This window comes from Ideonella sp. (assembly GCF_036277275.1).
Classification (GTDB): Bacteria; Pseudomonadota; Gammaproteobacteria; order Burkholderiales; family Burkholderiaceae_C; genus Ideonella.
Genome location: NZ_DASUNH010000087.1, coordinates 15042 through 41161, shown reverse-complemented (window position 1 = coordinate 41161; position 26120 = coordinate 15042). Strand labels below are relative to the sequence as shown.

General features: G+C 67.2%; 24 protein-coding genes. 10 read left to right on the top strand and 14 right to left on the bottom strand.

Annotation, left to right across the window (positions count from 1 at the left end; all coding sequences use genetic code 11):
• Positions 1-186 precede the first annotated feature (186 nt).
• Positions 187-1803: a sensor histidine kinase gene (locus VFY73_RS15130; RefSeq protein ID WP_329720144.1), complete on the top strand. Its 1617-nt coding sequence runs from the start codon at positions 187-189 to the stop codon at positions 1801-1803.
• Between the two features lie 63 nt (positions 1804-1866).
• Here the strand turns inward: VFY73_RS15130 and VFY73_RS15125 are convergent, their stop codons facing one another.
• The 9 genes from VFY73_RS15125 to flgG form a co-directional block, all read right to left on the bottom strand.
• A complete protein-coding gene (locus VFY73_RS15125) occupies positions 1867-2502 on the bottom strand; it encodes a response regulator (protein ID WP_329720142.1) in 636 nt (211 codons plus the stop codon).
• A gap of 55 nt (positions 2503-2557) precedes the next feature.
• Positions 2558-4825 carry a sensor histidine kinase gene (locus VFY73_RS15120; protein ID WP_329720140.1) on the bottom strand — a complete coding sequence of 756 codons (2268 nt, stop codon included), beginning with the start codon at positions 4823-4825 and terminating at the stop codon, positions 2558-2560.
• 128 nt (positions 4826-4953) lie between these two features.
• Complete coding sequence (locus tag VFY73_RS15115; protein WP_329720138.1) at positions 4954-6168, bottom strand: EAL and HDOD domain-containing protein; 1215 nt, start codon at positions 6166-6168, stop codon at positions 4954-4956.
• Positions 6169-6176: 8 nt separating this feature from the next.
• Positions 6177-7370, bottom strand: coding sequence for a flagellar hook-associated protein FlgL (gene flgL / locus VFY73_RS15110; protein ID WP_329720136.1), 1194 nt, complete (start codon positions 7368-7370; stop codon positions 6177-6179).
• A 15-nt stretch (positions 7371-7385) separates the two neighbouring features.
• Complete coding sequence (flgK, locus tag VFY73_RS15105; protein WP_329720134.1) at positions 7386-9347, bottom strand: flagellar hook-associated protein FlgK; 1962 nt, start codon at positions 9345-9347, stop codon at positions 7386-7388.
• Positions 9348-9379: 32 nt separating this feature from the next.
• Positions 9380-10258 (bottom strand): flagellar assembly peptidoglycan hydrolase FlgJ, encoded by an 879-nt coding sequence (flgJ, locus tag VFY73_RS15100; RefSeq protein ID WP_329720132.1) that lies wholly within the window; start codon positions 10256-10258, stop codon positions 9380-9382.
• 13 nt (positions 10259-10271) lie between these two features.
• Entirely contained in the window at positions 10272-11414 is a 1143-nt protein-coding gene (locus tag VFY73_RS15095; protein ID WP_414654466.1) for a flagellar basal body P-ring protein FlgI, read from the bottom strand.
• 120 nt (positions 11415-11534) lie between these two features.
• The gene (locus VFY73_RS15090; protein ID WP_329720130.1) at positions 11535-12266 is read right to left on the bottom strand and encodes a flagellar basal body L-ring protein FlgH; all 732 of its coding nucleotides are present in this window, start codon (positions 12264-12266) and stop codon (positions 11535-11537) included.
• Between the two features lie 20 nt (positions 12267-12286).
• Positions 12287-13069, bottom strand: a complete 783-nt coding sequence (gene flgG, locus VFY73_RS15085) for a flagellar basal-body rod protein FlgG (RefSeq protein WP_329720128.1) — start codon at positions 13067-13069, stop codon at positions 12287-12289.
• A 159-nt stretch (positions 13070-13228) separates the two neighbouring features.
• On the opposite strand from flgG, the gene VFY73_RS15080 reads away from it, so the two are divergent.
• Positions 13229-15298 (top strand): right-handed parallel beta-helix repeat-containing protein, encoded by a 2070-nt coding sequence (locus VFY73_RS15080; RefSeq protein ID WP_329720126.1) that lies wholly within the window; start codon positions 13229-13231, stop codon positions 15296-15298.
• A 37-nt stretch (positions 15299-15335) separates the two neighbouring features.
• On the opposite strand, the gene VFY73_RS15075 is transcribed toward VFY73_RS15080, so the two are convergent.
• The 5 genes from VFY73_RS15075 to flgA form a co-directional block, all read right to left on the bottom strand.
• Complete coding sequence (locus tag VFY73_RS15075; RefSeq protein ID WP_329720124.1) at positions 15336-16085, bottom strand: hypothetical protein; 750 nt, start codon at positions 16083-16085, stop codon at positions 15336-15338.
• Positions 16082-17167, bottom strand: a complete 1086-nt coding sequence (locus VFY73_RS15070) for a GSCFA domain-containing protein (protein ID WP_329720122.1) — start codon at positions 17165-17167, stop codon at positions 16082-16084. Before VFY73_RS15070 ends, VFY73_RS15075 begins: the two co-directional genes overlap by 4 nt.
• A 109-nt stretch (positions 17168-17276) precedes the next feature.
• On the bottom strand, positions 17277-17687 hold the full coding sequence (locus tag VFY73_RS15065) for a hypothetical protein (RefSeq protein ID WP_329720120.1): 411 nt from the start codon (positions 17685-17687) through the stop codon (positions 17277-17279).
• 119 nt (positions 17688-17806) lie between these two features.
• Positions 17807-18109, bottom strand: a complete 303-nt coding sequence (gene flgM / locus VFY73_RS15060) for a flagellar biosynthesis anti-sigma factor FlgM (protein WP_329720117.1) — start codon at positions 18107-18109, stop codon at positions 17807-17809.
• A 157-nt stretch (positions 18110-18266) separates the two neighbouring features.
• A complete protein-coding gene (flgA, locus tag VFY73_RS15055) occupies positions 18267-19043 on the bottom strand; it encodes a flagellar basal body P-ring formation chaperone FlgA (protein ID WP_329720115.1) in 777 nt (258 codons plus the stop codon).
• Between the two features lie 162 nt (positions 19044-19205).
• Here flgA and flgB point away from each other — a divergent pair, with 162 nt between their 5' ends.
• The 8 genes from flgB to napA all read left to right on the top strand — a co-directional run bounded on the left by flgB (position 19206) and on the right by napA (position 26087).
• Positions 19206-19625 carry a flagellar basal body rod protein FlgB gene (flgB, locus tag VFY73_RS15050; RefSeq protein ID WP_329720113.1) on the top strand — a complete coding sequence of 140 codons (420 nt, stop codon included), beginning with the start codon at positions 19206-19208 and terminating at the stop codon, positions 19623-19625.
• A 22-nt stretch (positions 19626-19647) separates the two neighbouring features.
• Positions 19648-20094 carry a flagellar basal body rod protein FlgC gene (gene flgC / locus VFY73_RS15045; RefSeq protein WP_329720111.1) on the top strand — a complete coding sequence of 149 codons (447 nt, stop codon included), beginning with the start codon at positions 19648-19650 and terminating at the stop codon, positions 20092-20094.
• A 34-nt stretch (positions 20095-20128) separates the two neighbouring features.
• Positions 20129-20776 (top strand): flagellar hook assembly protein FlgD, encoded by a 648-nt coding sequence (locus VFY73_RS15040; RefSeq protein ID WP_329720109.1) that lies wholly within the window; start codon positions 20129-20131, stop codon positions 20774-20776.
• A gap of 63 nt (positions 20777-20839) precedes the next feature.
• The gene (gene flgE, locus VFY73_RS15035; RefSeq protein ID WP_329720107.1) at positions 20840-22093 is read left to right on the top strand and encodes a flagellar hook protein FlgE; all 1254 of its coding nucleotides are present in this window, start codon (positions 20840-20842) and stop codon (positions 22091-22093) included.
• Between the two features lie 44 nt (positions 22094-22137).
• On the top strand, positions 22138-22872 hold the full coding sequence (gene flgF, locus VFY73_RS15030; protein WP_329720105.1) for a flagellar basal-body rod protein FlgF: 735 nt from the start codon (positions 22138-22140) through the stop codon (positions 22870-22872).
• 254 nt (positions 22873-23126) lie between these two features.
• Complete coding sequence (napE, locus tag VFY73_RS15025) at positions 23127-23285, top strand: periplasmic nitrate reductase, NapE protein (RefSeq protein ID WP_329720102.1); 159 nt, start codon at positions 23127-23129, stop codon at positions 23283-23285.
• A gap of 23 nt (positions 23286-23308) precedes the next feature.
• Positions 23309-23590 (top strand): chaperone NapD, encoded by a 282-nt coding sequence (locus tag VFY73_RS15020; protein ID WP_329720100.1) that lies wholly within the window; start codon positions 23309-23311, stop codon positions 23588-23590.
• On the top strand, positions 23577-26087 hold the full coding sequence (gene napA / locus VFY73_RS15015; protein ID WP_329720098.1) for a periplasmic nitrate reductase subunit alpha: 2511 nt from the start codon (positions 23577-23579) through the stop codon (positions 26085-26087). Before VFY73_RS15020 ends, napA begins: the two co-directional genes overlap by 14 nt.
• Positions 26088-26120: the final 33 nt, after the last annotated feature.

Genomic DNA, 26120 nt, shown 5'->3' with positions numbered 1-26120 from the left:
TGGAGCCAGGGAGCAGCGAGCCCAATATACATCCTGTAAGCATCGGTCGTGCCGCCATGTGGCGTCAAGCCCGAATTGGTGGGCGAAAACTTCGCCGAGCTGGCCTTTTGGCACAGCTTGCGAGACTCATTTCGCATCGCGCGCCGCAGGGGCCCGCCGGGCAACACGCTCCGTACAATGCATCGCATGGCCCGCACCCACCGCCTGCCCCGCCACCGATGCAGTGGCCGTGGTTTGGCGATGGCGTTGGTGGTGTCTGCGCTGATCTCCGGCATCGTCGCCTTGATGTGGCAACTGGCCGTGCCTTCGACCACCGCGCCCGCGTCCAGCCATGCATGGCTCGCGATGCTGGCCTTCGGGGCCGCCTGTGCCGGCGCCGGCTTGGCATGGGGCCACCAGCGTAGCGCCGCCCGCTTGCGCGAAGCCCGTCTGCGCCAACAACTGGCCACCCAGCTCATCAACGCGTGGCTATGGGAGACCGACAGCCAACACCGGCTGCGGCAATGGCGCCCACCGCCCGGCGCCACCAACGCAGCCTGGGCCGATGCCCGGCCATTGACCACCGCACTGTGGGACCAGTTCGACCTGGGCGATCCGAACGGCGCGGCACTGAAGGCCCGCCTCGATGCCCAAGCGCCGATCGAGGCCCTGCGCGTGCGGCGACAGGGCGAAGCCCAGCCCTGGCTGTTGCGCGCCCACCCGCGGTTCGACGACGAAGGCAGCTTTGCCGGCTACCTGGGAAGCGCGCATCCGTTGGGCGACGATGAGCAAGGCCGCTTTGCCCAGACCCTGCTGGCCAAGCTGTGGCCCGAACTGGACGTGCCGGCACTGGCCTTGCGGCCCAGCGGCCCGGCCGGTGACCCCGAAAGCAGCTGGGAGGTGACCGCCCTTTCGCCCGACGCTGCCCGCCTGCTCAAGCTCGGCCCGCAAGACGGGTTGCTCAGCTGGGCCGATGCGCGCAGCCGGCTGCCGCCGCCGCTTGGCCAGGCCGTGGCTCACCTGCAGCCAGGACAGACGCGCGAGGAAGGTGGCTGGACGCTGCACCTGCAATCGGTAGGCGACGACAGCACGCCGGCGGGTGGCCGCCTGCTGCTGTTGCGGCCCAAGGCGGCAGAAGAACCGGTCGATGCCGGCGCCGCCGAAGACCAGGCGTCGTTCGCCTATTCGGTGTCGCACGACCTGCGGGCACCGATCCGCGTGGTGGAAGGTTTCACCCGCATCCTGAAGGAAGACTACGGGCGTTTTCTCGACCGCATCGGCAACGACCACCTCGAACGGGTGCTGGCCGCCGCCGCGCGCATGAACAGCATGATCGACGCACTGCTGGCCTTGTCACGCCTGCAGCAGCAGCCCCTGTCGCGCAAGCCGGTGGACCTGTCGCAACTGGCGACCTACATCGTCGAAGACCTCAAACGCGAGCACCCCGAGCGCATGGCCGAGGTGACGATCGAGCCGGGCATGCTGGTGCAGGGCGACCCGACGCTGCTGCGCATCGCACTGGAGAACCTGCTCGGCAACGCCTGGAAGTACAGCAGCCAGACGCCGCTGACGAAGATCGAGTTCCGCCACGACACCCACCAAGGGCAGCGCGTGATGATGGTGGCCGACAACGGCGCCGGCTTCGACATGCGTTTTGCGGACCGCCTGTTCGGCGTCTTCCAGCGCCTGCACAGCGCGAACGACTTCCAGGGCACTGGCGTGGGCCTCGCTTCGGTGCGCCGCATCATCCGCCGTCACGGCGGTGATATCTGGGCCGAAGCCGAGGTCGGCAAGGGCGCCCGCTTCTACTTCACGTTAGGTTAGCCCCCACGCCCCCTTCCGCGCACGCCACTTGGTGGCGGCGGCTCCTGTGAGCGCCGCGCGGGTCTAACCCGAGGCGGGGCGAGAGAGAAGCTCGACCGCATCGAGCAAGGCCGTGGCCTGGGCGTGCAGCGAGCGACCATCGGTCTCCGCCAGACGCTGCAGGCGGGCCAGCGCTTCGGCGCGCGGCAGCGAGTAGCGGTGCATCAGCACCCCGACTGCCACCGGCACCGGGTCGGCGATCGGGTCATGGCCGGTCACTGGCGTCGCCGGCGCCAGGCCCGGCAGCGGGCTGGTGGGTATCGGGGCGCGACGGGCACGCACGCTGGACAGCGCCGCCTCGACCGTCGGCACGATCTGGGCAATGTCGAGCGGCTTGACCAGGTAGGCCACGGCACCAAGCGCCTTGACCTGCGCCACGGTGTCGTCGTCGGCAAAGGCCGACAGGAACATGAACGGGGTGCCGAGCGAGCTGCGCAGGTAGGCGGCGACGTCGAAGCCGGACTTGCCCTCCATGCGGATGTCCAGCAGCGCCAGGTCGGGCTTGTGCTCGCGCGCCAGCAGGATCGCGTCGTCACCGTTGTCGGCGTCGATCACCTCGTAGCCGGCGCGAGCCAGGCCGTGGGTGACGGTGGCCAGCACCAGCCGGTCGTCGTCGACGACGAGGATCTTTCCCTTGGCGCTGGTGCTGACGGCATTCATGGGGTGTCTCTGGGCTCGATTTTGGCCCACACCGATGGGGAGCAATCGTCAGAAATCACAACGGTTCCAGGACCGCCACCGCCGGCGGCTCCAACCGCAGGGTCGCCACGACCTCTTCACCGCGCTGTTCCAGCGTCATCGCCGAGCCTTTTCGAGGTAGCAACGCGCGCACCAGGCCCAAGCCCGAGATGCCAGGCGGCACTTGTCCCAAGGCGAAACCCGCAGGCAACCGGCTCGCACTGGCCACCGAGATGCACACTGCGCCAGCCTCACAGTCGAGCCGGCAGCGCACGTCGCCGTTCGGGCTGTGCTTGATCGCGTTGGTCAGCAGCTCGTTGACGGTCAACGCGATCGGGATCGAATCAGCCTCGGTCAAGGCGAAACGGTGCGGTGCCGGGCCGTCGACGTCGTAGCGGATCGCGCGGCCGAACATGCGCTGCACCGACAGCGTGATCGCCTCGATCACGCCGCGCACCCGCAGCGGGCCGGTCATGCCGACCTGCAGGCCATGCACCTGCGCAATCGCATGCACCTGGCCCACCGCTTCGTTCAGCGCCACCGCCGCTTCGGGATGCCGTTGGGCGTTCTGCTGCAGCAGCCCGGCCACTCCTTGCAGGTTGTTCTTGATGCGGTGATGCACTTCCTTGACCAGCATCTCGCGCTGCGCAATGGCCGCCTCGAAGCGGGCCTGCTCGGCGGCGCGCTGCTCGGTCACGTCGCTGGCCACCAGCAGCAAGTGTTCCTCGCCACCATCGCCGGAGTCACGCAGCGCAACGATGCGCACATCCCATTCACGTGCCGGCTCACCGGTCTCGGGATCGGCGTCGCGGTGCAACTCGCGCCGCACCATCTCCCGGCTGGCGACCGCCTGGTGCAGGTCGGCCGACAACGCCGCCGCCTCGGGGCCAGGCAGCCACAGCGCGGGCGGCCGGCCGATGATCTGCACCGCCGGTCGCCGTGCAAATGCCGACAGCATCTGGTTCAGCCGCAGCACCTGCAGGCCACGGCCATCGAACAGCGCGATCGCCAACGGCGCGGTTTCGATGATGCGCTGCAGGCTGGCCTGCGCCTGCGCGATCTGGTTCTCGGCCTGGCGGCGGCGCTCGATGTCCAGCAGCGCAAAGGTCAGCTGGCGAGCCCCCGTGTCGCGCCCGGTGACGACCGCGTTGCCGACGACCCAGAATTCGCGGCCGTCGCGCGCCACCAACCGGCACTCGAAGGTCTCGGCCTGGCCTTCGTCCAGCACGTTGAGCCAGTCGGTGCGACGCAGCGGGTGGTTCGGCTCGGCCGAGGCGACCACCGCAATCGGCAGGCCCTGGAAGTCGACGAGCTCTCCGCCGAACATGCGGCGCGCCGAGCGGTTCATCCACTCGATGCCGCGCGGCCCGACGGTAACGATGCCCACCAGCACCGAATCGAGCACGGCGCGCGTGCTGTCGGTCTGCTGCACCAGTGATTCGCGCGCCCTTGCCTGTTCCTGCAGCAGTTGCTCGTTGTGGCGGCGGGCGTTTTCTTCGTCGGTGATATCGAGGGTGACCACGCTCATCGCCGGCCGGCCGGTGCCCAGCTCGGCCGGCTCGACGCGGGTCAACAGCCAGCGCCGGCCGGTGTCGGGGTGGCGCACCGCGTAGCGCACCTCGGCCGCCTCGCGCTGGCGCAAGGCCTGCTGCAACTTGGCGTAGTCGGCCAACGATTCGGTTTCGACGACATCGCGGCCAATCGACAGCTGCGAGTTGGCGCCATTGCCCGGCGCCCCTGCGGCCAGCGCGCCGGCCGCAGGCGTGAGCGAAGCGGCAGAGGTCCAGCCCTGCTCGGCGTCCCAGGTGGCCACGCCGACACCGGCGGTGCCCATCAGCGCATTGATCTGCACGGCCGCACGCGCCGCGTCATCCTGCAGCGACAGATCCTCCATCTGCAGCAGCCAGCGCACCGGTGCACCCAGCGTCGGCGCAGGCAAGCGCCGCGCCTGGGCACGGACATGGATACGCCGCCCGCCGCGTCCGTCGACCCACGCATTGGCCACGTCGCTCTCGGCAACCACCGGCATCGCCGGCCAATGCCCTTGCCAGCCCAGCAGCTGCTGCCAGCTGTCGGGCAGCGCTGGCAGGCCGCGGGCATCCCCCCCGGCGGGGCTCAACGCCTGCCAGGCGGCGTTGCTGCGCAGCAGCCGTCCGCTGGCGTCGGCCAGGGCCAGCGCGGTCGGGCTCATCTCGAACAGCGCCGTCAGCTCGGCTGAAACCTCGGCACTGTCGTCCAGCGCGGGGCGGATCGGTGGGCGGCGGGAAGAGAAGATCGGCGGCATGTGGGGCGGGCTGAGCTTCACCCGCAAGGGTTGTTGAGGACAAAGAGGCCGCGGCCGAGTGTACGGCGCACCACGGATGCGCCAGACGTGCCGCCCGCAGCGCCGCTGCGCACAAATTGGCGGACAACGCTGCGCCCGCCCGCGTCAGCTCAATCGCTGCGCAGCTGGCGCGCCGTCCCCATGGCCTTCAAGGCCGCTCGGTTCACCTCGCCGGACGAGAGCATCATGGCCTCGGTGTGATCGCGGATGTCGATCGGCGATTCCATCTCGACCGCCATCGCGAGCTCCAGATAGGGCCGGTACGGCCCTTCGCCGTGCACCAGCGCCTGCGCGACCCGCTCTGGCACCGGCAACGAGCCCAGCAATTGACCGAAGGTCTGGCCCAGCATGCGGTCGAGCAGCGAGAACACCCCGCACAGGAAGACCTCGTTGCGCGTCGTTTCGTCACCGTGGTTGCGCGCCAGCTCTTCCATGAACAGGCCGCGGCGGACCGCCAGGAACATCATGGGCTTCAGGTCCGGGTCGTCGATCGCGCTGGTCATCAGCAACGCCAACCAGCGCTTGAGCCGGCCGTAGCCCAGCATCATCAGTGCATGCGAGAACGAGTTGATCTCGACCGACAGGCCAAAACCCGGCGAGTTGATGTAGCGCATCAGCCGGAACGCGAGCGACGGGTCGCCGCGCAACACCGCCTCGAGCTTGGCCGCGGGTTCCTCACGCTCGACGCGCTGGATCAGGTCCATCACGACCTGCACGCTGCCGGGCACGCCTTTCTTGGGCTTGTCGCCGTCTGGCGGGTCGCCCAGCGGCCAGCCCAGCACAGCCTGCGCACCGCGCTTGAAGCTGTCCCCCGCTTCCGCGGGCGTCGCGTTGCCCGATTGCACGAAGGGCAGACTGCGTACCGCACCGCCGGGGGGCGGGGCATCGGTCAGGCGTCGGTCGTCGGCGCGGTCGACGATGGCGCACTTGAAGCACGCCATCAAGACGGCCGGCAACGGGCTCAAGGGCCGACCTTTGAGCACCATCATCAGGCCTTCGGCGGCACGATCCCGGATGCGCTGGTCCCAGACCGGGTCGCTGGCCAGAAAGGCCGGCACCTCGATCATCAGGTGGGGCGGCGTCTTCACGTCCATCAGCGCCGACAGCCAGGCTTCGCTGGTGAGGTTCAAGGACATCGGGCCCGCTTCAGTCGGCCAGGCGTCGTCCAGCGCGGCCAACAGGCCGTTCGGATCGGGCGCAGCGCCTTCGGTGACCGGGTGCACGGTCAACCGGGTCGACATCGGTGTCCGGCGGGCGTCGAACAGCGCGCCACAGCCAAGGATCACATGTTCAAGAATCGCGTGCGTCCCGGGGGCTGTGCTCATGAGGTGGGCTAAATCTTGATGTAGTCGAACAGCGACATGCGCTGCATGCTCGAATAGGTCTGCAAGGCGGCCTGGTAGCCGGTCTGCTGATTCTGGAAATCGGAAATGGCCTGGACCATATCGAGGTCTTCTGCGTCGGAGCGTGTCGTCTCGCCGAACAGCTTCAGATCATCAAGCCGGCCTGACACGCCGTCAATGCGATTCAACACCTCACCAGTCATGCTGCGGGTTGATTGCAGATGGTCGCTCAGGCTGTCCAGGTCGCGCAAGCCATTTTGCACAGTCTGTGTGATTTGCGCGGTGGTTCGCAAAGGAGTCTTCAACTCGTTGACCACACGGTCCAGCGCGTCGAACACGCTCAGTTCGGGTTCGGCCGGAGCCAACTCGAAGCTGTCGCCGTCGCCCGGGGTGCCACTGACGGTCACGGCCATGCCGTCGATCTCGATCGCCTGGCCATCGACGAAGGATGCATTGGCCACGCTGGTGGCCACACCGTCACGCAGGATCGAATAGGTCGTCGCCCCGCCGCTGACGGTGAAGTTGATGGCATAGGTCGAACCGGTGACCTGGTCCGGCGCGGTCACGCGGCCGGCGTCGATCCAGGCGCCGCTGCCGCTGACCGTGCGGGTTTCGAACACTCCGTTACCGGTGGGTGCCGACAACCACACCTGGCCGCCATCGAGCGTCAGCGGCAAGGGCTCGTCGGAAGCGACGCGCACCGACCCGCCGGTGCCCACATAGTCCACGCCACCTGGCCGCTCGAGGAACGGCGGGCGGCCCGAACCCTGGCCGGAGAACACATAGCCGCCCGAGCCGTCGCTGCGGTTGGCCACTCCCATCAGCTGCTTGCGGATCTCGGACAGCTGGTTGGCCACGTCGGCCCGCTCGGCGTCGCTGTAGCTCGCATTGCCGGCCGCGGTGACCAGCTCGCGCGCTTGTTGCAGCAGCTCGCCCGCATCGGACAGCGCGGATTCGGTCAGGGTCATCGAGTTGCGGCTCGCGTCGACGGCGCGTTGCGTCGAATCGGCGCGCTGCATCAGCGCCCGTGCGCGTTCGGCGCGCGCGGCGGCCGTCGGGTCGTCGCTGGCGTGAATCACTCGCAGACCGCTGGTCAGGCGTGCCTGCGCGTCGGTCATTTCGTTCTGGCGGCGCTGCAGGTTGGCCAGCGAACTGGCGTAACTCGTCAGGGTGGAGGTGCGCATGGTGGGTCAGTCCCTTCAGCTTCCGATCTGCAACATGGTGTCGAACACCGCTTGCGCGACCTGCAGCACCTTGGCTGCGGCCTGGTAGCCCTGCTGGTACTGGATCAGCCGGGCCGCTTCTTCATCGAGGTTGACACCGGTCTTGGACGCCAACTGTTCGGTGGCCTGGGTCGACGAGGCGTTGGAGATCTCCGAAGCCACGCGCGCGCTCTGCACGCGCACGCCGACGTCGGCCATCGTGTCGGCATACGCATCGGTCACCGTGGTGCCGACGAGGTAGTTGCCGTTGGCATCGAGCGTGCGGCCCACGAACTGTTCGTCGGCCAGGTGCGACTGGGCCAGCGCATTGCCGTTGTTGGTTGCCGGGAACAGGGTCTTGTCCACCGTCACCGTGTCGCCGGTGGCCGGCACGCCGTTGAGCTCCAGGGCGAAGCCGTTCAGCTCTATCGGCTCGCCTGCCGTCCATTGGCCGGTGCCGCTGCTGGCCAACGCACCGGTGCTGCGGTCACGCAGTTCCCAGGTGTAGGCGCCGGTCTCGTCACTGAAGGTGACGGTGGCCGTCAGGTTCGGATCGACGGTGCCGTCGGTCATACGCAGTTGATCGACCGTCGCGGTCCCGGTGTTGTCGACACCCACCGAGGCTTGCACCGGCAGGGCGGCGGCCACGCCGTTCGGATCGTCGAGCACTCGGTGCATGCCGCTGGCGGCGCGCGCCACAGGTTGCAACAGGAACCGATCGGTCGAATTCGGCGCCGGCGTCCCGATGCGGACAGTGAAACCATCGACGGTGTCACCGTCGGCAATGCTGCGCGTCACCCCGTCGGACAGACGCACCAGCTGGTATTGGCCGGCATTGTTCGGGTCGGCTCGCAGCGAGTAGTCGCTGGCTTGCAGCAGGCTGGCGTCGTCGATGTCCATCGACACGGACGAGAGCAGCTGGCCGTTGACATCGCGGGCGTTGGTCGCAGCCGGCAACACCTGCGAGGGGCCGACTTCGAAGATGTCGGAGCCGGCATTGCCGTTCAGGTCGATGCCCATCGACTGGGCATGGTTGACCTCGGAGGCGAACGCCAGCGCCATCTGGCCCAGCCGGTTGCGCGCATCGACCAGGTCGTCATTCTGGAAACGCAGCAGGCCGGCCATCGAGCCGGAACTCAGCAGGTCTTCGCTCAGGGCCAGCGAATGGCCGTTGGACGTGACCGACAGACCGACGCGCGAGGCGTCCAGGTCGTCCGGTCGCACCGTCACCTCGGCCGATTCGCTTCCCAGCACCAACCGGTGACCACCGGCAAGGAATACCCCCACGGAGCCGTCGGACGCGGGGATCGTCGTCACGTTGACGTACTCGCTGATCTGCTCGATCAGGCGGTCGCGCTGGTCCAGCAGGTCGTTGGGCTGCTGGGTCTGGCCGCGGTTGGCGGAGATCTGTTCGTTGATGTCGGCCACGCGGGCGGCCAGTGCCGTCACCGTCTGGGCCGAGTTTTCCATGTCGCTGCGCACGCCGGCCTGCAGGATGTCGAGCCGGTCCGATGCGTTCGAAAAACGATCGCTGACATCGGCGGCACGCGCCAGCACGGCCTGGCGGGCCGAGTTGTCACCCGGCGCGTTGGCCAGGTCGACCATCGACGCAAAGAAGTCGCCCATCGCGTAGCCCAGGCCCTGGTCGCCGGGCGGGAAGATGTTCTCCAGCTGCGACAGCTGGTTGTAGCGTGACTCGTCGGCGGCGGCCATCGACTTGGCGGCCGCGGCCTGCATCGTCAGGAACTGGTCGTGCGCGCGCTTGACGTTGACGACGTTGACGCCTTTGCCAAAGAAGCCGGCGCCGGTGAATTGGCCGTTGGCAGTGGCCAGCTCCACTTCCTGGCGCGAATAGCCTTGGGTGTTCGCGTTGGCGATGTTGTGACCGGTGACGTTCAGCGATGCCGAGTTGGCAAACATCGCCCGCATCCCGATCGACATGAGGGTGGAACCGGCCATGCGACGCTCCTGTCAGCGAACGCCTGCGGCGCTCAGGCGGTGGCGCTGCGTTGCAGGCGCAGCGTGGTATTGATGACTCTCGACAGCTTCTCGGCGTAGGCCGGGTCGGTGGCATAACCGGCGCGCTGCAGGCCTTGCGCGAACCCGTGCGCATTGCCGCCCGCGGCCAGCACCTGTTCGTAGCGCGGGTTGGTCTTCATCAGCTTGGCGTAGTCGGCAAAGCTCTCGGCATAACTCGAATAGGCGCGAAACTTCTGCACGACCTTGCGCGCGACACCGTTGACGTATTCGGTCGTCATCACGTCGGCGGTCGGACCGTTCCAGTTGCTGCCGGCCTTGATCCCGAACAGGTTGTGCGCCGGCGTGCCGTCGCTGTGGCGGATCTCCTTGCGGCCCCACCCGGTCTCGTGTGCCGCCTGGGCGATCATGAACGACGCGGGGATGCCGCTGGCCGCCTCGGCGCTCGCAGCGGCCGCCTTGTGCTGCTGCACGAAGCCGAGCGCCGACTGCTGCGGAATCTTCACTTCGGCATTCGGCTTCAGCGGGTTCACCGGCGTGCGGTTGGCGCTCTCGTGCTTCGGGATTGGGCCCGGGTTCATGCCCATCTGCCGCTCGAGCTGGCGCGCGATCACGTCGGACAGGCCACCCGGCATGCCGGAGAGCTTGCCGGCCCACTGCGTGTCGAGCATTTCCGAGCCGAGCTTGGTGGCCTCGTTGTCGAGCATGCCGGTGGCCTGCGACGACTCGCGCATGCTCTTCAACAGTTGCTGCATGAACAGCGACTCGAACTGCTTGGCCGCCTCCCGCACCACTGCCTTCGGGTCCTTGCCGGCCGAAACCTTCAGCGACTCGATGCCGCGCGCGTCACCGTAACCGGTGCGGGCCAGGGCAGCAGGGTTGTTGATGCTCATGGCATGTGCCTCGTCAGATCACTTCCAGCTCAGCCTGCAGTGCACCGGCGGACTTCATCGCCTGCAGGATGGCCAGCAGGTCTTGCGGCGTCGCGCCGAGCGAGTTCAGGGCCTTCACCACGTCGGCCAGTTGGGCGCCGGCAGGCAGTGCGATGAGCGAGCCGCCCTGTTGGGTGATCGAGATGTCGGACTTCTCGCGCACCACCGTCTCGCCGCCCGACAAGGCGCCGGGCTGGCTGACGACGGGCGACGAGCTGATGGTGACCGACAAGCTGCCGTGCGCCACCGCGCAAGGCGCCAGCGTGACGGCCTGGTTCAGCACGATCGAACCGGTGCGCGGGTTCAGCACGATCTTGGCGGCCGGCCTGGCCAGCTCGAGCGGCAGGTTCTCGATGTCGGCCAGGAAGCCGATGCGCGAGTCGCTGTCCATCGGCGCGCGCACGCGCACGACGCGGCCGTCGACCGCCTGCGCGGTGCCGGCGCCCTTGGCGGCGTTGATGGCCTGGGCCACCGCACGGGCGGTGGTGAAGTCAGCCGAGTTCAGGTCGAGCTGGATCGAATCACCCTGGTTCAGCGGCGTCGGTACCGAGCGCTCGACGGTGGCGCCCTGCGGCACGCGGCCGCCGGACAGGTGGTTGATCTGGACCTTCGAGCCGTTGGCCGAAGCACCGGCGCCGCCGACGATCAGGTTGCCCTGGGCCACCGCATAGACCTGGCCATCGGCACCCTTGAGCGGCGTGGACACCAGCGTGCCGCCGCGCAGACTCTTGGCATTGCCGATCGACGAGACGCTGATGTCGATCTGCTGGCCGGGTTGGGCGAAGGCGGGCAGTTGCGCGGTGACCAACACCGCGGCGATGTTCTTCAGCTGCATCGGCGTGCCGGGCGGCACCGTGATGCCCATCTGCTGCAGCATCGAGGTGATGCCTTGCTGCGTGAACGGGGTTTGCTGGGTCTGGTCGCCGGTGCCGTCCAGGCCCACCACCAGGCCGTAGCCGATCAACTGGTTGGACCGCACGCCCTGGACGGAGGCGACTTCCTTGATCCGTTGTGAAGCCTGGGCCGGCCAGGGCCACCACAAAGCCGCACTGGCGACCAGGAAGGCCAGCGCCATCGCGGCGCGCAGGAGTCGGTCGGAGGCGGGGTTGGTGTCCATGGCGTTGGTGGTTGTGGACCCCCAGGTCCGCTTTGCAGCGGCCCGCCCCCCGCGGGGGTCAAGGAACTAGGGGCGGCCCGTCGTTCCTTGAGGTTTCCTTCCAACGCATTCTGGGCAAACTTAAACCGGCCAAAGGCTCAAAAAGAATCGGGCCAACCAGCCAGTTCCCTGCGCATCGGCCATCGCGCCGCGGCCACGGTGCTCGACACGCACGTTGGCCACCTGGGCGCTGGGGATCGTATTGCCGGGCTGGATCGAACGCGGGTCGACCTGGCCGGTGAAGCGCAGCACGTCGACATGCTGGTTGACGCCGATCTGCTTCTCGCCGGCGACGATCAGATGGCCATTGGGCAGCACGCCGACCACGCTGGCGGTGATGGTGCCGGTGAAGTCATTGGTGCTGGTGGTCGCGCCCTTGCCGGCAAAGGTGTTGCCGCTGGTGGCCGAAGCGTTGGCGCCGGCCAGGTGGCTGAGCTTCACACCCGGCAATGCCGAGATGCCGACGCCCAGTTCGCCGGTCTTGTCGACGGTCGAGTTGGCGCTTTGGCTGGCAGCGATCTTCTCGACGATCTGGATCGTCAGCGTGTCGCCGACCAGGCGGGCACGGTGGTCTTCGAACATCGGCCGGTAGCTGGCGGACTGGTAGATCGAGCCGGTCACCGGCGCTTGCGGCGCAGCGGCGTAGCTGTTGGTCATCGGCGCCATCGCGGGGATCGGCGGCGGGCCGGACTCGGGAATGGCCGGCGCGGTGGCGGTCGGGAAATCGACCTTGGCCTGGGTGGGCAGCACCTCGCAAGCGGCGAGCGAGAACAGCGGGAGCGCAGCGGCGAGGCTGCGAAGCAGGGGCGTCATGGTGTCTCTCACGGCGTTGATCACAGTTGCGACAGGCGTTGCAGCATCTGGTCGGAAGTGGAAATGGCCTTCGAATTCAGTTCGTAGGCGCGCTGCGTCTGGATCATCGACACCAGCTCTTCAACGACGTTGACGTTGCTGGTCTCGACAAAGCCCTGCTGCAAGGTACCCAGGCCCGAGTTGCCGGGCGATGCGCTGTTGGGTGCGCCGGACGACGCCGTCTCACCGAACAGGTTGCTGCCGCGCGGCTCCAGGCCGCCCGGGTTGACGAAGCTGGCCAGCTGCAGCTGGCCCACCGTCTGCGGCTGGGCCTGGCCGGGCAGCGCGACGCTGACGGTGCCGTCGGCGGCGATCGTCACGCTTTGCGCGTTGGCCGGAATCGTGATGCCGGGCTGCACCAGGAAGCCGCTGTTGGTGACCATCTGGCCCTGCGAATCGAGCTGGAACGAGCCGTCGCGGGTGTAGGCGGTGCCGCCATCGGGCGTGGTGATCTGGAAGAAGCCGTTGCCCTTGATCGCGACGTCGAGGTTGCCGCTGCTTTGCTGCAGGTTGCCCTGGCTGAAGTTGCGCGCGCTGGCCACGGCCCGGGTGCCCAGGCCGACCTGCAGGCCGGTCGGCAACTGCGTCTGCTCGGAGCTGGCCGCACCCGATTGGCGCAGGTTCTGGTAGATCAGGTCTTCGAACTGTGCGTGGGCCCGCTTGTAGCCGCTGGTGGCGACGTTGGCGAGGTTGTTCGAGATGTGGTCCAGCTGGGTTTGCTGGGCTTCCATCCCGGTCTTCGAAATCCAAAGCGAGCGAATCATGTGACATCTCCACGAGGGGTCCTGGCCCGCATGATCCCGGCAACTTGAGGGTGGCATCGCTCGGAAAAGCAGGGCTTCTGGGGCCTGAATCTGTTCCGCGCAGGCGCGCTCGGCTGCCGTGGTAGTCCCTGATGCGCCCAGGGCTTCGTCGACCATGCCATGGTCGAATGCTTCGCATCCCGGTTCGGCCGACCGGGCAACCCAGCCACCTTGTCAAAGGCAGCGACACTGCCCTTCGTGAAAATGCGCTTGACGAAATACTGCGCCGCCCGGCCCACACCGCCTACGGCCGGCCTGGCGGGGCTCTGCGCCGTCGTCCTGCAGGCTGCCGTGGCGGCGTCGCCGCTGTCGGCAGCTGCCTTGGAGCCGACGCCGGCAGCGATAGACGGGCCTGCCAGTGCAGCCTCCGTTCCTCCCGGGCAACCGGAGCGCGAACGGGTTTTCACCATCGGGGCTGCCGTGCCAGGCTCCAGAGCGTTCGCCAGCCTGTCCGACTTCAATGCCAATGCCGGATGCCTTCGCGCCGGCGACAAGGTGCTGCTCGAAGCAGGGCGAACGTTCACCGGCCGCCTGCAGCTGCGGGCCTGCGCCGGTGGCGGCACCGGCGGCGCGCCGATAGAGGTGCGCAGCTTCGATCCACGCACCCCCTTCGATGCAATCAAGGTGCAGCACGAGGCGCGTATCGAGGGGGGCGTGCAGGCACGTTCGCTCGGCCTCGACTGGCTTCGGCTGGACGCGGACGATGCGCCCGCGGGCATGCCGCCGCTGGCGCCCGGCTTGGCCATCTACCGGATGGGACCGCTGGAAGCGAACTCTGTCGCCGAGTTGACCGTCGGCAGCGCACGCTTGCCTGTCGCGCGGGCACCTGACGACCCCGGGGCCGCAGGCGCCCGCTTCTTCGCCGCCAGCCGCATTGCCGACAAGAGCAGTGGATGCTCGGCAGCGGTCTGCCTGCAAGCCGAAGACGCCGCGGCGTCGCTTGTCATCCGCCGCGCCGCCGCCGTGGCGGGGGAGTCGAACGCCTATGCGGTCGTCCGCAGCAGCGCGTGGTCGCTGGAAGCCAGCCCGGTGGCTGCATTCGACGCGACGACGGCAGAGGTACGTCTGGCGGCACCGGTTTCCGGCCCGGGGCTGCCCGCCGCGGCCCTGCCTCGCAACGGCTTCGGGTTCATCCTCATGAACTCGCTCGCCTTTCTCGACAGCGCCGGCGAGTGGGTCTTCGATCGCCGCACGCGCATGCTGTACCTCGCCTGGAATGCGGCCTCGGCTGCGCCTCGCGCGGACGAGACAGGCATCGCTTTCGCCGCCCCAACCACGGCCGAGCGCGAAGCTGGAGTTTCGTTCTCCGGTGCCGACGGTCGATACGGCCTTGCACTGTCGCGGCTGATCGTTTCCGGCAGCGCGGGCCATGGCGTTCGGATCGAGCGTGCCGCCGATGTGCGGATTGCGGACCTGACCGTCGAAAGGCCGGGCCAGGGGGGGTTGGCGATCGTGGACGTGGCTGGTTCCGCGCAGGTGCAACGCGTCCGCGTCCGGCAGGCGTCGGACAATGGTGTCCTGTTCCGCTCCGTACGCACCGTGGTGCTGCGCGACAGCTTCATCTCGAACTCAGGTCGTGTCGCCAACCAGCGGCGTTTCGGGATGGACATGAATGGGGTCCGCGCCAGTGGCTTCGAAAGCGTCTCGATCAGCAACAACAGGTTCGAATCGTCTGGCTATGCTGGCGTGATGCTGGGTGAGCCGCCGGCGGGCGACACGGCGAACGAGCGGCTGCAAGTCGAAGTGGTCGACAACCGGATCTTCGGGTTCTGCGGCGCCCTGAACGACTGTGGTGCGATATACGTGAACGGCCGCGACAAGCCGCCACCCAGCGGCCCGGCGCCAGGCAGCGTCAAGCGGATCAGCAACAACGAGATCGCCTTGCCCGCTGGTCATCTCGACGGCATACCGGGCGAGCGTTTCCGGACCGCGCCGGCCGACGGAAAGAACGGGGCCTATGTGCGATTCGTCGGCGCCGTCTACCTGGACCATCAGGCCAGCGGCTACGAGATCAGTGGGAATCGAATCTCGGGTGACTACGAACCCTATGGGTGGCGTGTTTCGAACGCCGGGCGGATGAATGCGTGTTCGAGAGCTGACGCGGCGCGGTGCACCGCTGAAGGGGACGGCTACGCGTGTTACACGGCTCAGCTCAGCCGATGCAACCATGTGGGCGCCGCAGGCAAGTGAATTCCCGAGGCGCGGGCCGACGCGGCGGACGGGCCCGTCAAAGTGCCTGCACGACCTGCCTGAGCACCATCTCCCCATAGGGCGGCAGAGGATGCAGACCATCGCCTCTTCCCATCAGCTCGCGCGGTGTGAAGAGCTGGTCTTTCCAGCTTGCGTCCGGATGAGGCAACAGCACGGCCGAGACACTGTCGCACGCGGCGGCGAGGACCTCGTCGCGCGCCTGCGTGATGAACCGGTGCACTCCGATCGGGTCCTCGTACATCCTGTTCAGTGACCAGCCGGGGTGATCCCTGACGATCTCGGACATCAGCGGAAAGGGTTGCACGATGATCCGCGAACGGAAGGACTCCCTCAGGCGGGAGAGAAACTTGAAACCGTCCTGGCCTCGCAGGCAGCCCGAGATCAGCGATCTGTAGCAGGCGGCAGAAAGCGGGCGATTCGAAAGGTCGTTCTTCTTCGGTCCGTAACCATGAAGCTGCCCTTGAAGCGTCGCCGGATTCTTGTAGTAGAAGCCACCGTCCACGTAGCCGAGCGCGCTGACGACGATCACGTCGTAGGCGTCGACTGGAAGCTCCGCGGCCTCTTCGGGCGACACGCGCGGCGGGAAGTTCGGATTGACCGCCTCCTGAATCGGGACGAGCTTCCCACCCTCCAGGTCGAAGGACGGACCCTCGCCGCCGGGAAACACCTGGAAGTGGACTTCATGGCCATGAAGAACATCCGGCGTTTCGTCGAACGCCAACTTCAGGCAGCCCAGCTGCGAATTGCCGACAAAGAGGATCTTCACCGGCCACCCCCTCCGAACGCCTCGAGAATGGCCTCCTCGCAAATGACGTCCTCGCTGAAATCGCGCGGGCGGGGCGTATCGGATTTCACCGGTGGCTGCATCTGGCTGGACGCAACGTAGGCGTCGCCGAGGTGTACGCGGAAGAAGGTGTCCATCACCGCGGCGACAGCTTCGGGCCTGACCGACCGCAGGTTCTCTTCATAGAACATCGCCTTCGACCAGGGGTTGGTGACGATTTCATACGAGGGGAAGTAATCGATGTCGTCGTACCGACTCGACAGCTCGCCGGCCGCCGCCCTGAGGATGGACTTCGAATGGACGGTCGCGACCATCACGTGACGGTCGCTTGCGGTCGCCGTCAAGGGCACCGGTGACACGGTCAGCAGGAACCGGCACTTGCTGCGCTGCCTGGAGTGCACCAGGCGCCTGAACTCGAGAAAGTCCTCCACGACATCCTGGAAGCCGAAGTTCATGAACCCATGGACGTCAGGGTCGTAGCGGCCGGCGATCGTGCCGGGGGCTGTCGGATACACAGTGCCGCTGGGGCGATGCACCCAGGCCTCGGTGAGCCCCATCGTGAACACCATCAGGTTCATCGCTTCGAACATCTGCCGGACCTTCGCGAGGTGGAATCGACGATGAGCCAGAACTTCATCGTGCGACTCCAGGCCCTGCGGTTCGACGCCGGGGCGAAGGGCGTCGAAAAAGGCCCCTGCCCCGCTACGCCATACAACATCGTCCGGCGCAGCTTCACCGAACGCCTCCTGCGCCAGCTGCAGCAGTTGCCGAGTGGTGTAGATATTGCCGTAGCGCGCCGAGTACGTGGCGTAGCCGAATCTCTGTTGCTCCTCCTGGGGAAGGCCCACAGGAGGCGGTTCCATGTCAATCACCTTGAAGCCGTTGCGCTTGAGGTGGCGGCCGATGTGCTGTGCGAAACAGCTGCCCGCGGTGGCGATGCGGTCGGAGGGGCTGATCGCCCACTTGCGGCAATAGAGCCCTTCGGGGACGAGATCGTTCGACGAAGCGACGGCGCTCTTCCAGAACGAGGTCGAGGGACGGTCCTGATAGGGGCTGTTCCGCATGGTGGGGTCTTTCTCGTCGGGTTCGAGTTCATTGTAGAAGGCGCACTGCGCCGGCCCCGGAAGCACAACGGCCCGCCGAAGCGGGCCGTCGATCGCGGAAACGGAACCCTCAGGCTTCGGCCACGCCGCTGGAAGCAGCGCGCCACGGATTGCCCTGGGCGCCATAACCGGAGGCCGCCTTGGCGGTGCCGGCTTCGGGCAGCAGGATCTCGATCGATTTGTCGAGCGAAACCGACGCGCGCGCAATCGCCTCGCGCAGCGCGGCAACCTGGCCACCGGCCATCGCCAGGCGGCGGCGCAGTGCCGGCGGCATGCCGCCGCTGCGGGCGGCGCGGGTCGAATGGTCGACGGCCAGCGACAACGCGCGGTGCAGCGCGGTCGAGGCCATCTCGGTGCTGTCGGCGTCGCGGTTCTTCAGCGCCTCGGCCAGCTCGACCAGGCAGGCTTCCACCGCGGTCAGCGCCGACTCCAGGTCGGTGGTCTGGCGCAACGCGTTTTGTTCGGCGGGGGAGCTCAGCATGATGGGGTGGGTGCTGTGGCACGCGGCCAGGGTGAGTCAGGCCGTGCGGCGCGCGCAAGCGGGCCGCAGGGGTCGAATGTCTCGGCGGGCGGCGCGGGTTGGGCCGCGCCGGGTTCATGTCACGACGACGAGTACTTGCGCAGCAGCTCTTGGGTGTTGGCGATCAGCTTGTCGGCAATCGCGTCGGCATTGACCTCGAACTTGCCGTCGCGGATGGCCTGGGCCATGCGGGCGACCTTGTCGGCGTCGAAGGTGCCGTCGGTGTCGGCACTGCTGATCACGCTGGCGGCGGTCGAGATGTTCACGGTCGCGCTCGGCTCGGCAGCACCGGTGCTGCCACCGGTCTTGTCTGCACTGCCCGACTTGCGATCGTTCTGCATCGGTGCCACGACGGCTTTGGTTTCGAGTGAACCGATTTTCATGGTGCTCTCCTGGATTCCGAAGCGGCCCGGGCGGGAACTTTCGGCATAGATCGGGTTTCGACAGTGCCCGGCAGAACTTTAGGACTATTTCTCGCGAGCCCCAAGCGAAGGGCCGCCCCCGAGCGTTTGATACCCCTCAGGGGGCTTCGCTCATTGTTCACAGCGCCACCTCCACCCGCCGGTCGCCCACCGGACGGCCCTGCAGCAGCCGGCCGGACTCGGTGCGGATCCGCACCGCGTGCCCTTCCAGGCCGGGACTCATCGCTTCGCCTTCGGTGACGACCTGCCAGCCGGGGCCGACGGCCACGACGCGCACGGTCTCGCCGGCAGCGAACCACTGCCTTGCCTTCAAGTCTGTCTGCCGCAACGCGGTGCCGGCAGCCACCGGGCGGCTCAGGGTACGCCCGATCGCCAGCCCAGGCTGGCTGATCGGCAGGCCGGGCGCCGCTGCCAGATCGACCTCGGCTTCGGTGAAATGTTCCGCCCCCAGCTGGGTGCCGCCAGGCAAGGCCGTCTGTGTGACGAGCGAACGGGCCCAGACATGCACCGTGACCGGCAGCGTGACATTCCAGTGCTTGATGCCCTGGGTGCACTTCAGACCGATGCGAGTGCGCCCCCAGACCGGCAGGCCGGGCGGCAGATAGGGCTCGATGCGCTGGCAAGGCGCCAGCTTCAACCGCGGATCCAGGCTGCCCACCTCCACCTCGATGCGAGCCTGCCCCAGGCCGGCGCGGCCGGCGCTGTCGCGGGCCATCTGCTGCACCTGGGCACTGACGGCCGCCATCTCGGCGTTGTCACCCGCCGCAGGCGCGGCCGCCTGGCCCCAGGCCAGCCCCCCTGCCAGTCCGGTCGCCAGCACCGCCAACGCGCCGGCAGCGTGCACCAATCCACGCGAACAGGCGCGCGAGGCGGACGAGAAACGGGTGAGGTTCATGGCCAGTGACTGTAGGGATGCTGGCCGGCAACCAAGGCGCGAAATGGCAGGGGCATGGGCTGCTATTCGAGCCTTTGCACCAGGGACCGACTTTCACAATCGGCGAACGCGGCGTTGTGTCCGTTATCGGCCCGCCGCCCCGCCTCTGAAGGATTTTTCGCCATGAACGTCAACCGCCTGACCCAGAAGCTGGACTTCCAAGCCCAGGCCTTGACGCTGCGTGCCGAGCGCCAGCGGGTGATCGCGAGCAACATCGCCAACGCCGACACCCCGGGCTACCAGGCCCGCGACATGGACTTCTCGACCGCCCTGAAGGCGGCCACCGGCCACCTGCCCGTGGCCGGCCAGATGGCGACCACGCAGGCCGGCCACATGGCCCTGCCCGGCAACGCCAGCCCGACAGCCACCGCACTGCGCTACGCCACCCCGAGCCAGACCAACCTCGACAGCAACAGCGTCGACATGGACCGCGAGCGCGCCAGCTTCGCCGAGAACTCGGTGAAGTACGAGGCGACGCTGCGCTTCATCAACAGCCATGTCCGCGAGATGCTGGACGCGATGAAGAGCCCGACCCAAGGCTGATGAGCGCTGAAGGAGCATTCACATGAGCATGTTCAAGGTTTTCGACATTTCCGGCAGCGCCGTTTCGGCACAAAGCCAGCGCCTGAACGTGGTGGCTTCGAACCTGGCCAACGCCGACAGCGTGGCCGGCCCCGATGGCCAAGCCTACAAGGCGCGCCAGGTGGTGTTCCAGACCGTGCTGATGGGGGCCTCCGGCAGCGCCGCCGGCGCCGACCCCGGCAACCCGGTCGACGGCAGTGCCGGCGTGCGTGTATCGACCATCAACGAAGACCAGACGCCCGGCCGCAAGCTGCATCAGCCCGGCCACCCGGCCGCCGACGCCGAGGGCTACGTGACCTTCAGCAACGTCAACGCGGTCGAAGAGATGGTCAACATGATCTCGGCCTCGCGTTCGTACCAGAACAACATCGAGGTGATGAACACCGCGAAAACCCTGCTGCAGAAGACGCTGCAACTGGGCCAGGGCTGACGCGCCCTCCTCCTAACCCGGACAGCCACGCGCCATGACCATCGCCGCCCTGAACACCAACACCAAGACCGCCGCCAGCAGCGTGAGCGACAGTTCGACCAGCGCGGCCGAACAGTCCGACCGCTTCATGAAGCTGCTGGTCGCGCAGATGCAGAACCAGGACCCGTTGAACCCGATGGACAACGCCCAGGTCACCACGCAGATGGCGCAGATCAGCACCGTCTCTGGCCTGGAGAAGCTCAACGGCACCGTGTCGGGCCTGAACGGCCAGTTCGTCCAGCTGCAGGCGATGCAGAGTGCCGCGCTGATCGGCCACGACGTCGCGGTCGAAGGCAACACGCTGCGCGTGCAAGACGGCACCGGCGATGGCGGCTTCGAGCTGAGCAACGCCGCCACCGATGTCAAGGTCGAGATCCAGAACAGCGCCGGCGCCACGATCGGTACCGTCGAGCTGAAGGATCTGGAAGCTGGCCGCCACGATTTCAGCTACGCGGTGCCCGACGCCTACAAGAACAGCGCGCTGAGCTTCAAGGTCACCGCCACCAGCGGCAAGACCAGCGTCGACGCGATGACGCTGGCGCACGAACGCATCAAGGCCGTCAGCACCTTCGGCGACACCCTGGCGCTCGAGCTGGCCAACGGCGACCGACTGGCCTACGACGCGGTCTGGGCCTTCCTCTGATCCGACGGCCTCTCGTCTTCTCCACATTCACCTCCCCCCTTTTCCCCGCCCCAGGAGCATCCCATGAGCTTCCAGCAAGGTCTTTCCGGCTTGAATACCACATCCAAGAGCCTGGAGGTGATCGGCAACAACATCGCCAACGCCAACACCTTTGGCGCCAAAGGCTCGCGTGCCGAGTTCTCTGACATGTATGCAGCCGCGCTGAACGGCGCCGGCACCAACAACATCGGCATCGGCGTCAGCCTGGCCGCGGTGTCGCAGCAGTTCACGCAAGGCAGCATCACCGCGACCGAGAACCCGATGGACCTGGCGCTCAATGGCGGCGGCTTCTTTCAGCTGTCCGACACCAGCGGCAGCACCGTCTACAGCCGCAACGGCCAGTTCAAGGTCGACCAGAACGGCTTCATCGTCAACAACGCCAGCATGAAGCTGATGGGCTACATGGCCGACAACAACGGCGTGATCCAGCCCGGCGCCGCGGTGCCGCTGCGCCTGCCGACCGCCGGCATCGAGCCGAACGTGACGTCCGAGGTGAACCTGGAATTCAACCTCGACAAGAGCGAGGGCATCACGCCGGCCGCGACGCCGCTGATCGACTTCGACGACCCGTCGACCTATGCCGAGGCGACCGAAGCCACGGTGTACGACGCCGCCGGCCAACCGGTGACCGTGAGCTACTACTTCCAGAAGACGGCCGACGACACCTGGAACGTCTTCGCCCGCGCCAATGGCACCAGCTGCGCCGGCACCGACGCCGATCCGCAACCGGTGACCACGCTGACCTTCTCGGCCGACGGCTCGACCTTCACCTCCAGCAACGACACGCTGGACATTCCCACCACGGTCGATGCCGACGGCGTCTCGACGCTGGCCATCCCGGGCGTCGAGCTGGACTTCACCGGCTCGACCCAGTATGGCGCGGCGTTCGGCGTCACCAACCTCGACCAGGACGGCTACAGCGCCGGTTCGCTGAGCGGCATCACCTTCGACTCGTCGGGGGTCGTGATGGCCCGCTACACCAATGGCCAGACCAAGCCTGCCGGCCAGCTGCAGCTGGCGAATTTCCGCAACCCGCAGGGCCTGCAGCCGCTGGGCGGCAACGGCTGGCGCACCACCTACGCATCGGGCGACCCGCTGGTCGGCACGCCCAGCAGCGGCTCCTTCGGCGCGCTGCAAGCCGGTGCGTTGGAAGAGTCGAACGTCGACCTGACCGGCGAGCTGGTCAGCATGATCACCGCGCAGCGCAACTACCAGGCCAACGCGCAGACGATCAAGACGATGGATCAGGTCATGCAGACGCTTGTCAATCTGCGCTGATCCTGAATTCGAACCTGACCAGAAGACTCCGCTGAGGTGCCGCGATGGACCGCATGATCTACCTGTCGATGTCCGGCGCGAAAGCCGCGATGTCGCGCCAGGACGTGCTGGCGCACAACCTGGCCAACGCGTCGACCACCGGCTTTCGCGAAGAACTGGCGGCGTTTCGCGCCGTGCCGGTACGCGGCGACGGGGCCTCGACCCGCGTCTATTCGCTGGAAACCACCGTCGGCTACAAGTCGGACTCGGGCACCGTGCAGCCCACCGGCCGCAACCTCGACGTGGCGATGAAGGGCAACTCTTGGCTGTCGGTGCAAGGGCTCGACGGCACCGAGGCCTACACCCGCGCCGGCTCGCTGCAGGTCAGCGCCGAGGGCCTGCTGGTCACCCACAACGGCCTGCAGGTGCTGGGCGATGGTGGCCCCATCACCGCGCCGGCCAATGCCGAACTGCAGATCGCTTCCGACGGCACCGTCAGCGCCACCGTGCCGGGCGGCAAGCCGCAATCGGTGGGCAAGCTGAAGCTGGTCACCCCTGAAGCCGACAACCCGCTCAGCCGCAGTGTCGACGGGCTGTTCCGCGCTCCCAACGGCGACCTCGCCGCCGACCCAAACGCTCGCCTGCAAGACGGCGCGCTCGAAGGCTCGAACGTCAGCCCGGTCGAGACCATGGTCGCGATGATCTCGGCGGCGCGCCAGTTCGAGCACCAGATGAAGATGATCCAGACGTCGGAGCGGCAAGAGCAGACCGCAGCGAAGCTGCTGTCGGCCAACGGCTGACCGATCCCGGCCACCGCAGCACCCGGCCCGCCTCGGCGGGCCGTCTCATTTGGCGCGGCCCGCACCCGCGACCCTGGCGTTCAACATCGTCGACCTCGAGCTGCACACCGCCAGCGGCGCATGCACCCACTTGCACTTGACACGCCCCAAGCGGTGGGGGTGAACTACAGCCTCGCCGCCAGGCGCCGCACGACAGGTGCGGCACGGGATTTGCCGCTTCCGAACGAGAACAAGTTCGAAGAAGGAGGGCCGATGTGAATCCACCCGCCAGCACCCGGTCGCAGGAGTTGAGAGCCTTTCTGTTCCTGGCCATCGTCCTGGCACCGATCATCGCCGTGCTGGTCGTGTCCGGCTACGGCTTTCTCGTCTGGATATATCAGCTGCTCGCGGGCCCTCCGGGGCCGGTGTCCTGAGCGGACGCACGAGGAGGAGCCCCGTGCACGAAGAACTCCACATCGCAAGCCTCGTCGTGCACTCGACGCCGGCTCGCCGGAACCGCGTCGCCGCGACGATCTCGACGCTTGCTGGCGCCTGCATCCACGCGGTCGCCGACAGCGGCAAGGTCATCGTGACCTTGGAGACCTCGACCGCCGACGAAATGACCCTGCGAGTGGCCGAGATCCAGCATGTCGATGGGGTTCTGTCCGCAGCGCTGGTCTATCAATGTGCCGATCGCCTGGACGTCATGAACGAGGAACTGTCCGATGCGCCGACGTGACTTCATCCGGCAGTCCGCGGCCGCCGCCGCGGGGGCCACGGCCGGCGTTCCCATCGCGGGGCTCGCCCAACAGCCCGCCGGCGATTCGCAGACCAAGTGGTCCAAGGCGCCGTGTCGTTTCTGCGGCACCGGCTGCGGCGTCATGGTGGCCGTCAAGGACAACCGCGTGATCGCCACCCAGGGCGATGCCCAGGCGGAAGTCAACAAGGGCCTGAACTGCATCAAGGGCTACTACCTGTCGAAGATCATGTACGGCCAGGATCGTCTGACGACACCCTTGCTGCGCATGAAGGACGGGAAGTACGCCAAGGAGGGCGAGTTCGCGCCGGTGTCGTGGGACACCGCCTTCGACGTGATGGCCGGACAGTTCAAGCGTGTGCTGAAGGAAAAGGGGCCGACTGCCGTCGGGATGTTCGGCTCCGGCCAGTGGACGATCTGGGAAGGGTACGCGGCGCTGAAGCTGTTCAAGGGCGGCTTCCGTACGAACAACATCGACCCGAACGCACGCCATTGCATGGCCTCCGCGGCCGTCGGCTTCATGCGCACCTTCGGCGCCGACGAGCCCATGGGCTGCTACGACGACATCGAGGCCGCCGACGCCTTCGTGCTGTGGGGCTCGAACATGGCGGAGATGCACCCGATCCTGTGGACCCGCGTCACCGACCGCCGCCTGAGCACGCCGACCGTCAAGGTGGCGGTGCTGTCCACCTTCGAGCACCGCTCGTTCGAGCTCGCCGACATCGAACTGGTCTTCACGCCGCAGACCGACCTGGCGATCCTCAACTTCATCGCCCACCACATCATCAGCACCGGCCGGGTCAACCAGGCCTTCGTCGAGAAGCACACGACCTTCCTGCTCGGTAACGCCGACATCGGCTACGGCCTGCGGCCCGATCACCCGCTGCAGCGTGCTGCGAAGAACGCCGGGCCGAATGCCGGCGGCTCCAAGTCGATGACGTTCGACGAGTTCGCGAAGTTCGTCTCCACCTACGACCTGGACTACACGGCCAAGCTGTCAGGCGTGCCACCCAACCGCCTGTTGGCGCTGGCGCAGCTGTACGCCGACCCGAAGATAAAGGTCATGTCGTTCTGGACCATGGGGTTCAACCAGCACACGCGCGGTGTCTGGTGCAACAACATGGTCTACAACATCCACCTGCTGACGGGCAAGATCTCCACCCCCGGCAACAGCCCGTTCTCGCTGACCGGCCAGCCCTCGGCCTGCGGAACGGCACGCGAGGTCGGCACGTTCGCGCACCGCCTGCCCGCCGACATGGTGGTGACCAATCCGAAGCACCGCGCGCACACCGAAGAGATCTGGAAACTGCCTCACGGCACCATCCCGGACACGCCGGGCTACCACGCAGTGTTGCAGAACCGGATGCTCAAGGACGGCAAGCTGAACGCCTACTGGGTGATGGTCAACAACAACATGCAGGCGGCGGCGAACCTGATGCAGGAAGGCTACCCCGGGTATCGCAATCCGCAGAACTTCGTGGTGGTGTCCGACGCCTACCCGACCGTGACCGCGATCGCCGCCGACCTGATCCTGCCGACCGCGATGTGGGTCGAGAAGGAGGGTGCTTACGGCAACGCGGAGCGTCGTACGCATTTCTGGCACCAGCTCGTGACCGCCCCGGGAGAAGCCCGGTCCGACCTCTGGCAGCTGATGGAGTTTTCCAAGCGCTTCAAGATGGAGGACGTGTGGCCGGTCGAGCTGCTGGCGAAGCAGCCGCAGTACCGGGGCAAGACGCTCTTCGAGGTTCTCTTCCGCAATGGCCAGGTCGACCGGTTTCCGGCATCGGAGGTCGAGGCGGGTTACGACAACGCCGAAGCCAAGGCCTTCGGCTTCTACCCGCAAAAAGGCCTGTTCGAGGAGTACGCACAGTTCGGCCGCGGACACGGCCACGATCTGGCGCCATTCGACACCTACCACCAGGTCCGCGGCCTGCGCTGGCCCGTGGTCCAGGGCAAGGAGACCCTGTGGCGCTACCGCGAAGGTGCGGACCCCTACGTGAAGCCCGGCGCGGGCTTCCAGTTCTACGGTTTCCCGGACGGCAAGGCGCGCATCTACGCCCTGCCCTACGAGCCGCCGGCGGAGAGCCCTGACAAGGAGTATCCGTTCTGGCTGTCCACCGGCCGCGTGCTCGAGCACTGGCACTCCGGCTCGATGACCCGACGCGTCCCGGAGCTTCACAAGGCCGTCCCCCACGCCGTGTGCTACATGCACCCCGACGATGCGCTGGCGTTGGGGGTGCGCCGCGGGGTCGAGGTCGAGATCGCTTCGCGGCGCGGCAGCATGCGAACGCGGGTCGAAACGCGCGGCCGCAACAAGCCTCCGCGGGGGCTGGTCTTCGTACCGTGGTTCGATGCGAGCCAGCTGATCAACAAGGTCACGCTCGACGCGACGGACCCGATTTCGTTTCAAACCGACTTCAAGAAGTGCGCCGTGAAGATCGTCAAGGTCGCGGGTGCCAAGCCGGGGGCAAAGGCATGAAGCCTCGCTACCTTTTGCGCACGCTGGCGGCGC

Coding starts and splice junctions, on each gene's coding strand:
- VFY73_RS15130 (WP_329720144.1), top strand. CDS start 187: ATGGCCCGCACCCACCGCCTGCCCCGCCACCGATGCAGTGGCCGTGGT.
- VFY73_RS15125 (WP_329720142.1), bottom strand. CDS start 2,502: ATGAATGCCGTCAGCACCAGCGCCAAGGGAAAGATCCTCGTCGTCGAC.
- VFY73_RS15115 (WP_329720138.1), bottom strand. CDS start 6,168: ATGAGCACAGCCCCCGGGACGCACGCGATTCTTGAACATGTGATCCTT.
- flgL (WP_329720136.1), bottom strand. CDS start 7,370: ATGCGCACCTCCACCCTGACGAGTTACGCCAGTTCGCTGGCCAACCTG.
- flgK (WP_329720134.1), bottom strand. CDS start 9,347: ATGGCCGGTTCCACCCTCATGTCGATCGGGATGCGGGCGATGTTTGCC.
- flgJ (WP_329720132.1), bottom strand. CDS start 10,258: ATGAGCATCAACAACCCTGCTGCCCTGGCCCGCACCGGTTACGGTGAC.
- VFY73_RS15095 (WP_414654466.1), bottom strand. CDS start 11,414: ATGGACACCAACCCCGCCTCCGACCGACTCCTGCGCGCCGCGATGGCG.
- VFY73_RS15090 (WP_329720130.1), bottom strand. CDS start 12,266: ATGACGCCCCTGCTTCGCAGCCTCGCCGCTGCGCTCCCGCTGTTCTCG.
- flgG (WP_329720128.1), bottom strand. CDS start 13,069: ATGATTCGCTCGCTTTGGATTTCGAAGACCGGGATGGAAGCCCAGCAA.
- VFY73_RS15080 (WP_329720126.1), top strand. CDS start 13,229: ATGGTCGAATGCTTCGCATCCCGGTTCGGCCGACCGGGCAACCCAGCC.
- VFY73_RS15070 (WP_329720122.1), bottom strand. CDS start 17,167: ATGCGGAACAGCCCCTATCAGGACCGTCCCTCGACCTCGTTCTGGAAG.
- VFY73_RS15065 (WP_329720120.1), bottom strand. CDS start 17,687: ATGCTGAGCTCCCCCGCCGAACAAAACGCGTTGCGCCAGACCACCGAC.
- flgM (WP_329720117.1), bottom strand. CDS start 18,109: ATGAAAATCGGTTCACTCGAAACCAAAGCCGTCGTGGCACCGATGCAG.
- flgA (WP_329720115.1), bottom strand. CDS start 19,043: ATGAACCTCACCCGTTTCTCGTCCGCCTCGCGCGCCTGTTCGCGTGGA.
- flgB (WP_329720113.1), top strand. CDS start 19,206: ATGAACGTCAACCGCCTGACCCAGAAGCTGGACTTCCAAGCCCAGGCC.
- flgC (WP_329720111.1), top strand. CDS start 19,648: ATGAGCATGTTCAAGGTTTTCGACATTTCCGGCAGCGCCGTTTCGGCA.
- VFY73_RS15040 (WP_329720109.1), top strand. CDS start 20,129: ATGACCATCGCCGCCCTGAACACCAACACCAAGACCGCCGCCAGCAGC.
- flgE (WP_329720107.1), top strand. CDS start 20,840: ATGAGCTTCCAGCAAGGTCTTTCCGGCTTGAATACCACATCCAAGAGC.
- flgF (WP_329720105.1), top strand. CDS start 22,138: ATGGACCGCATGATCTACCTGTCGATGTCCGGCGCGAAAGCCGCGATG.
- napA (WP_329720098.1), top strand. CDS start 23,577: ATGCGCCGACGTGACTTCATCCGGCAGTCCGCGGCCGCCGCCGCGGGG.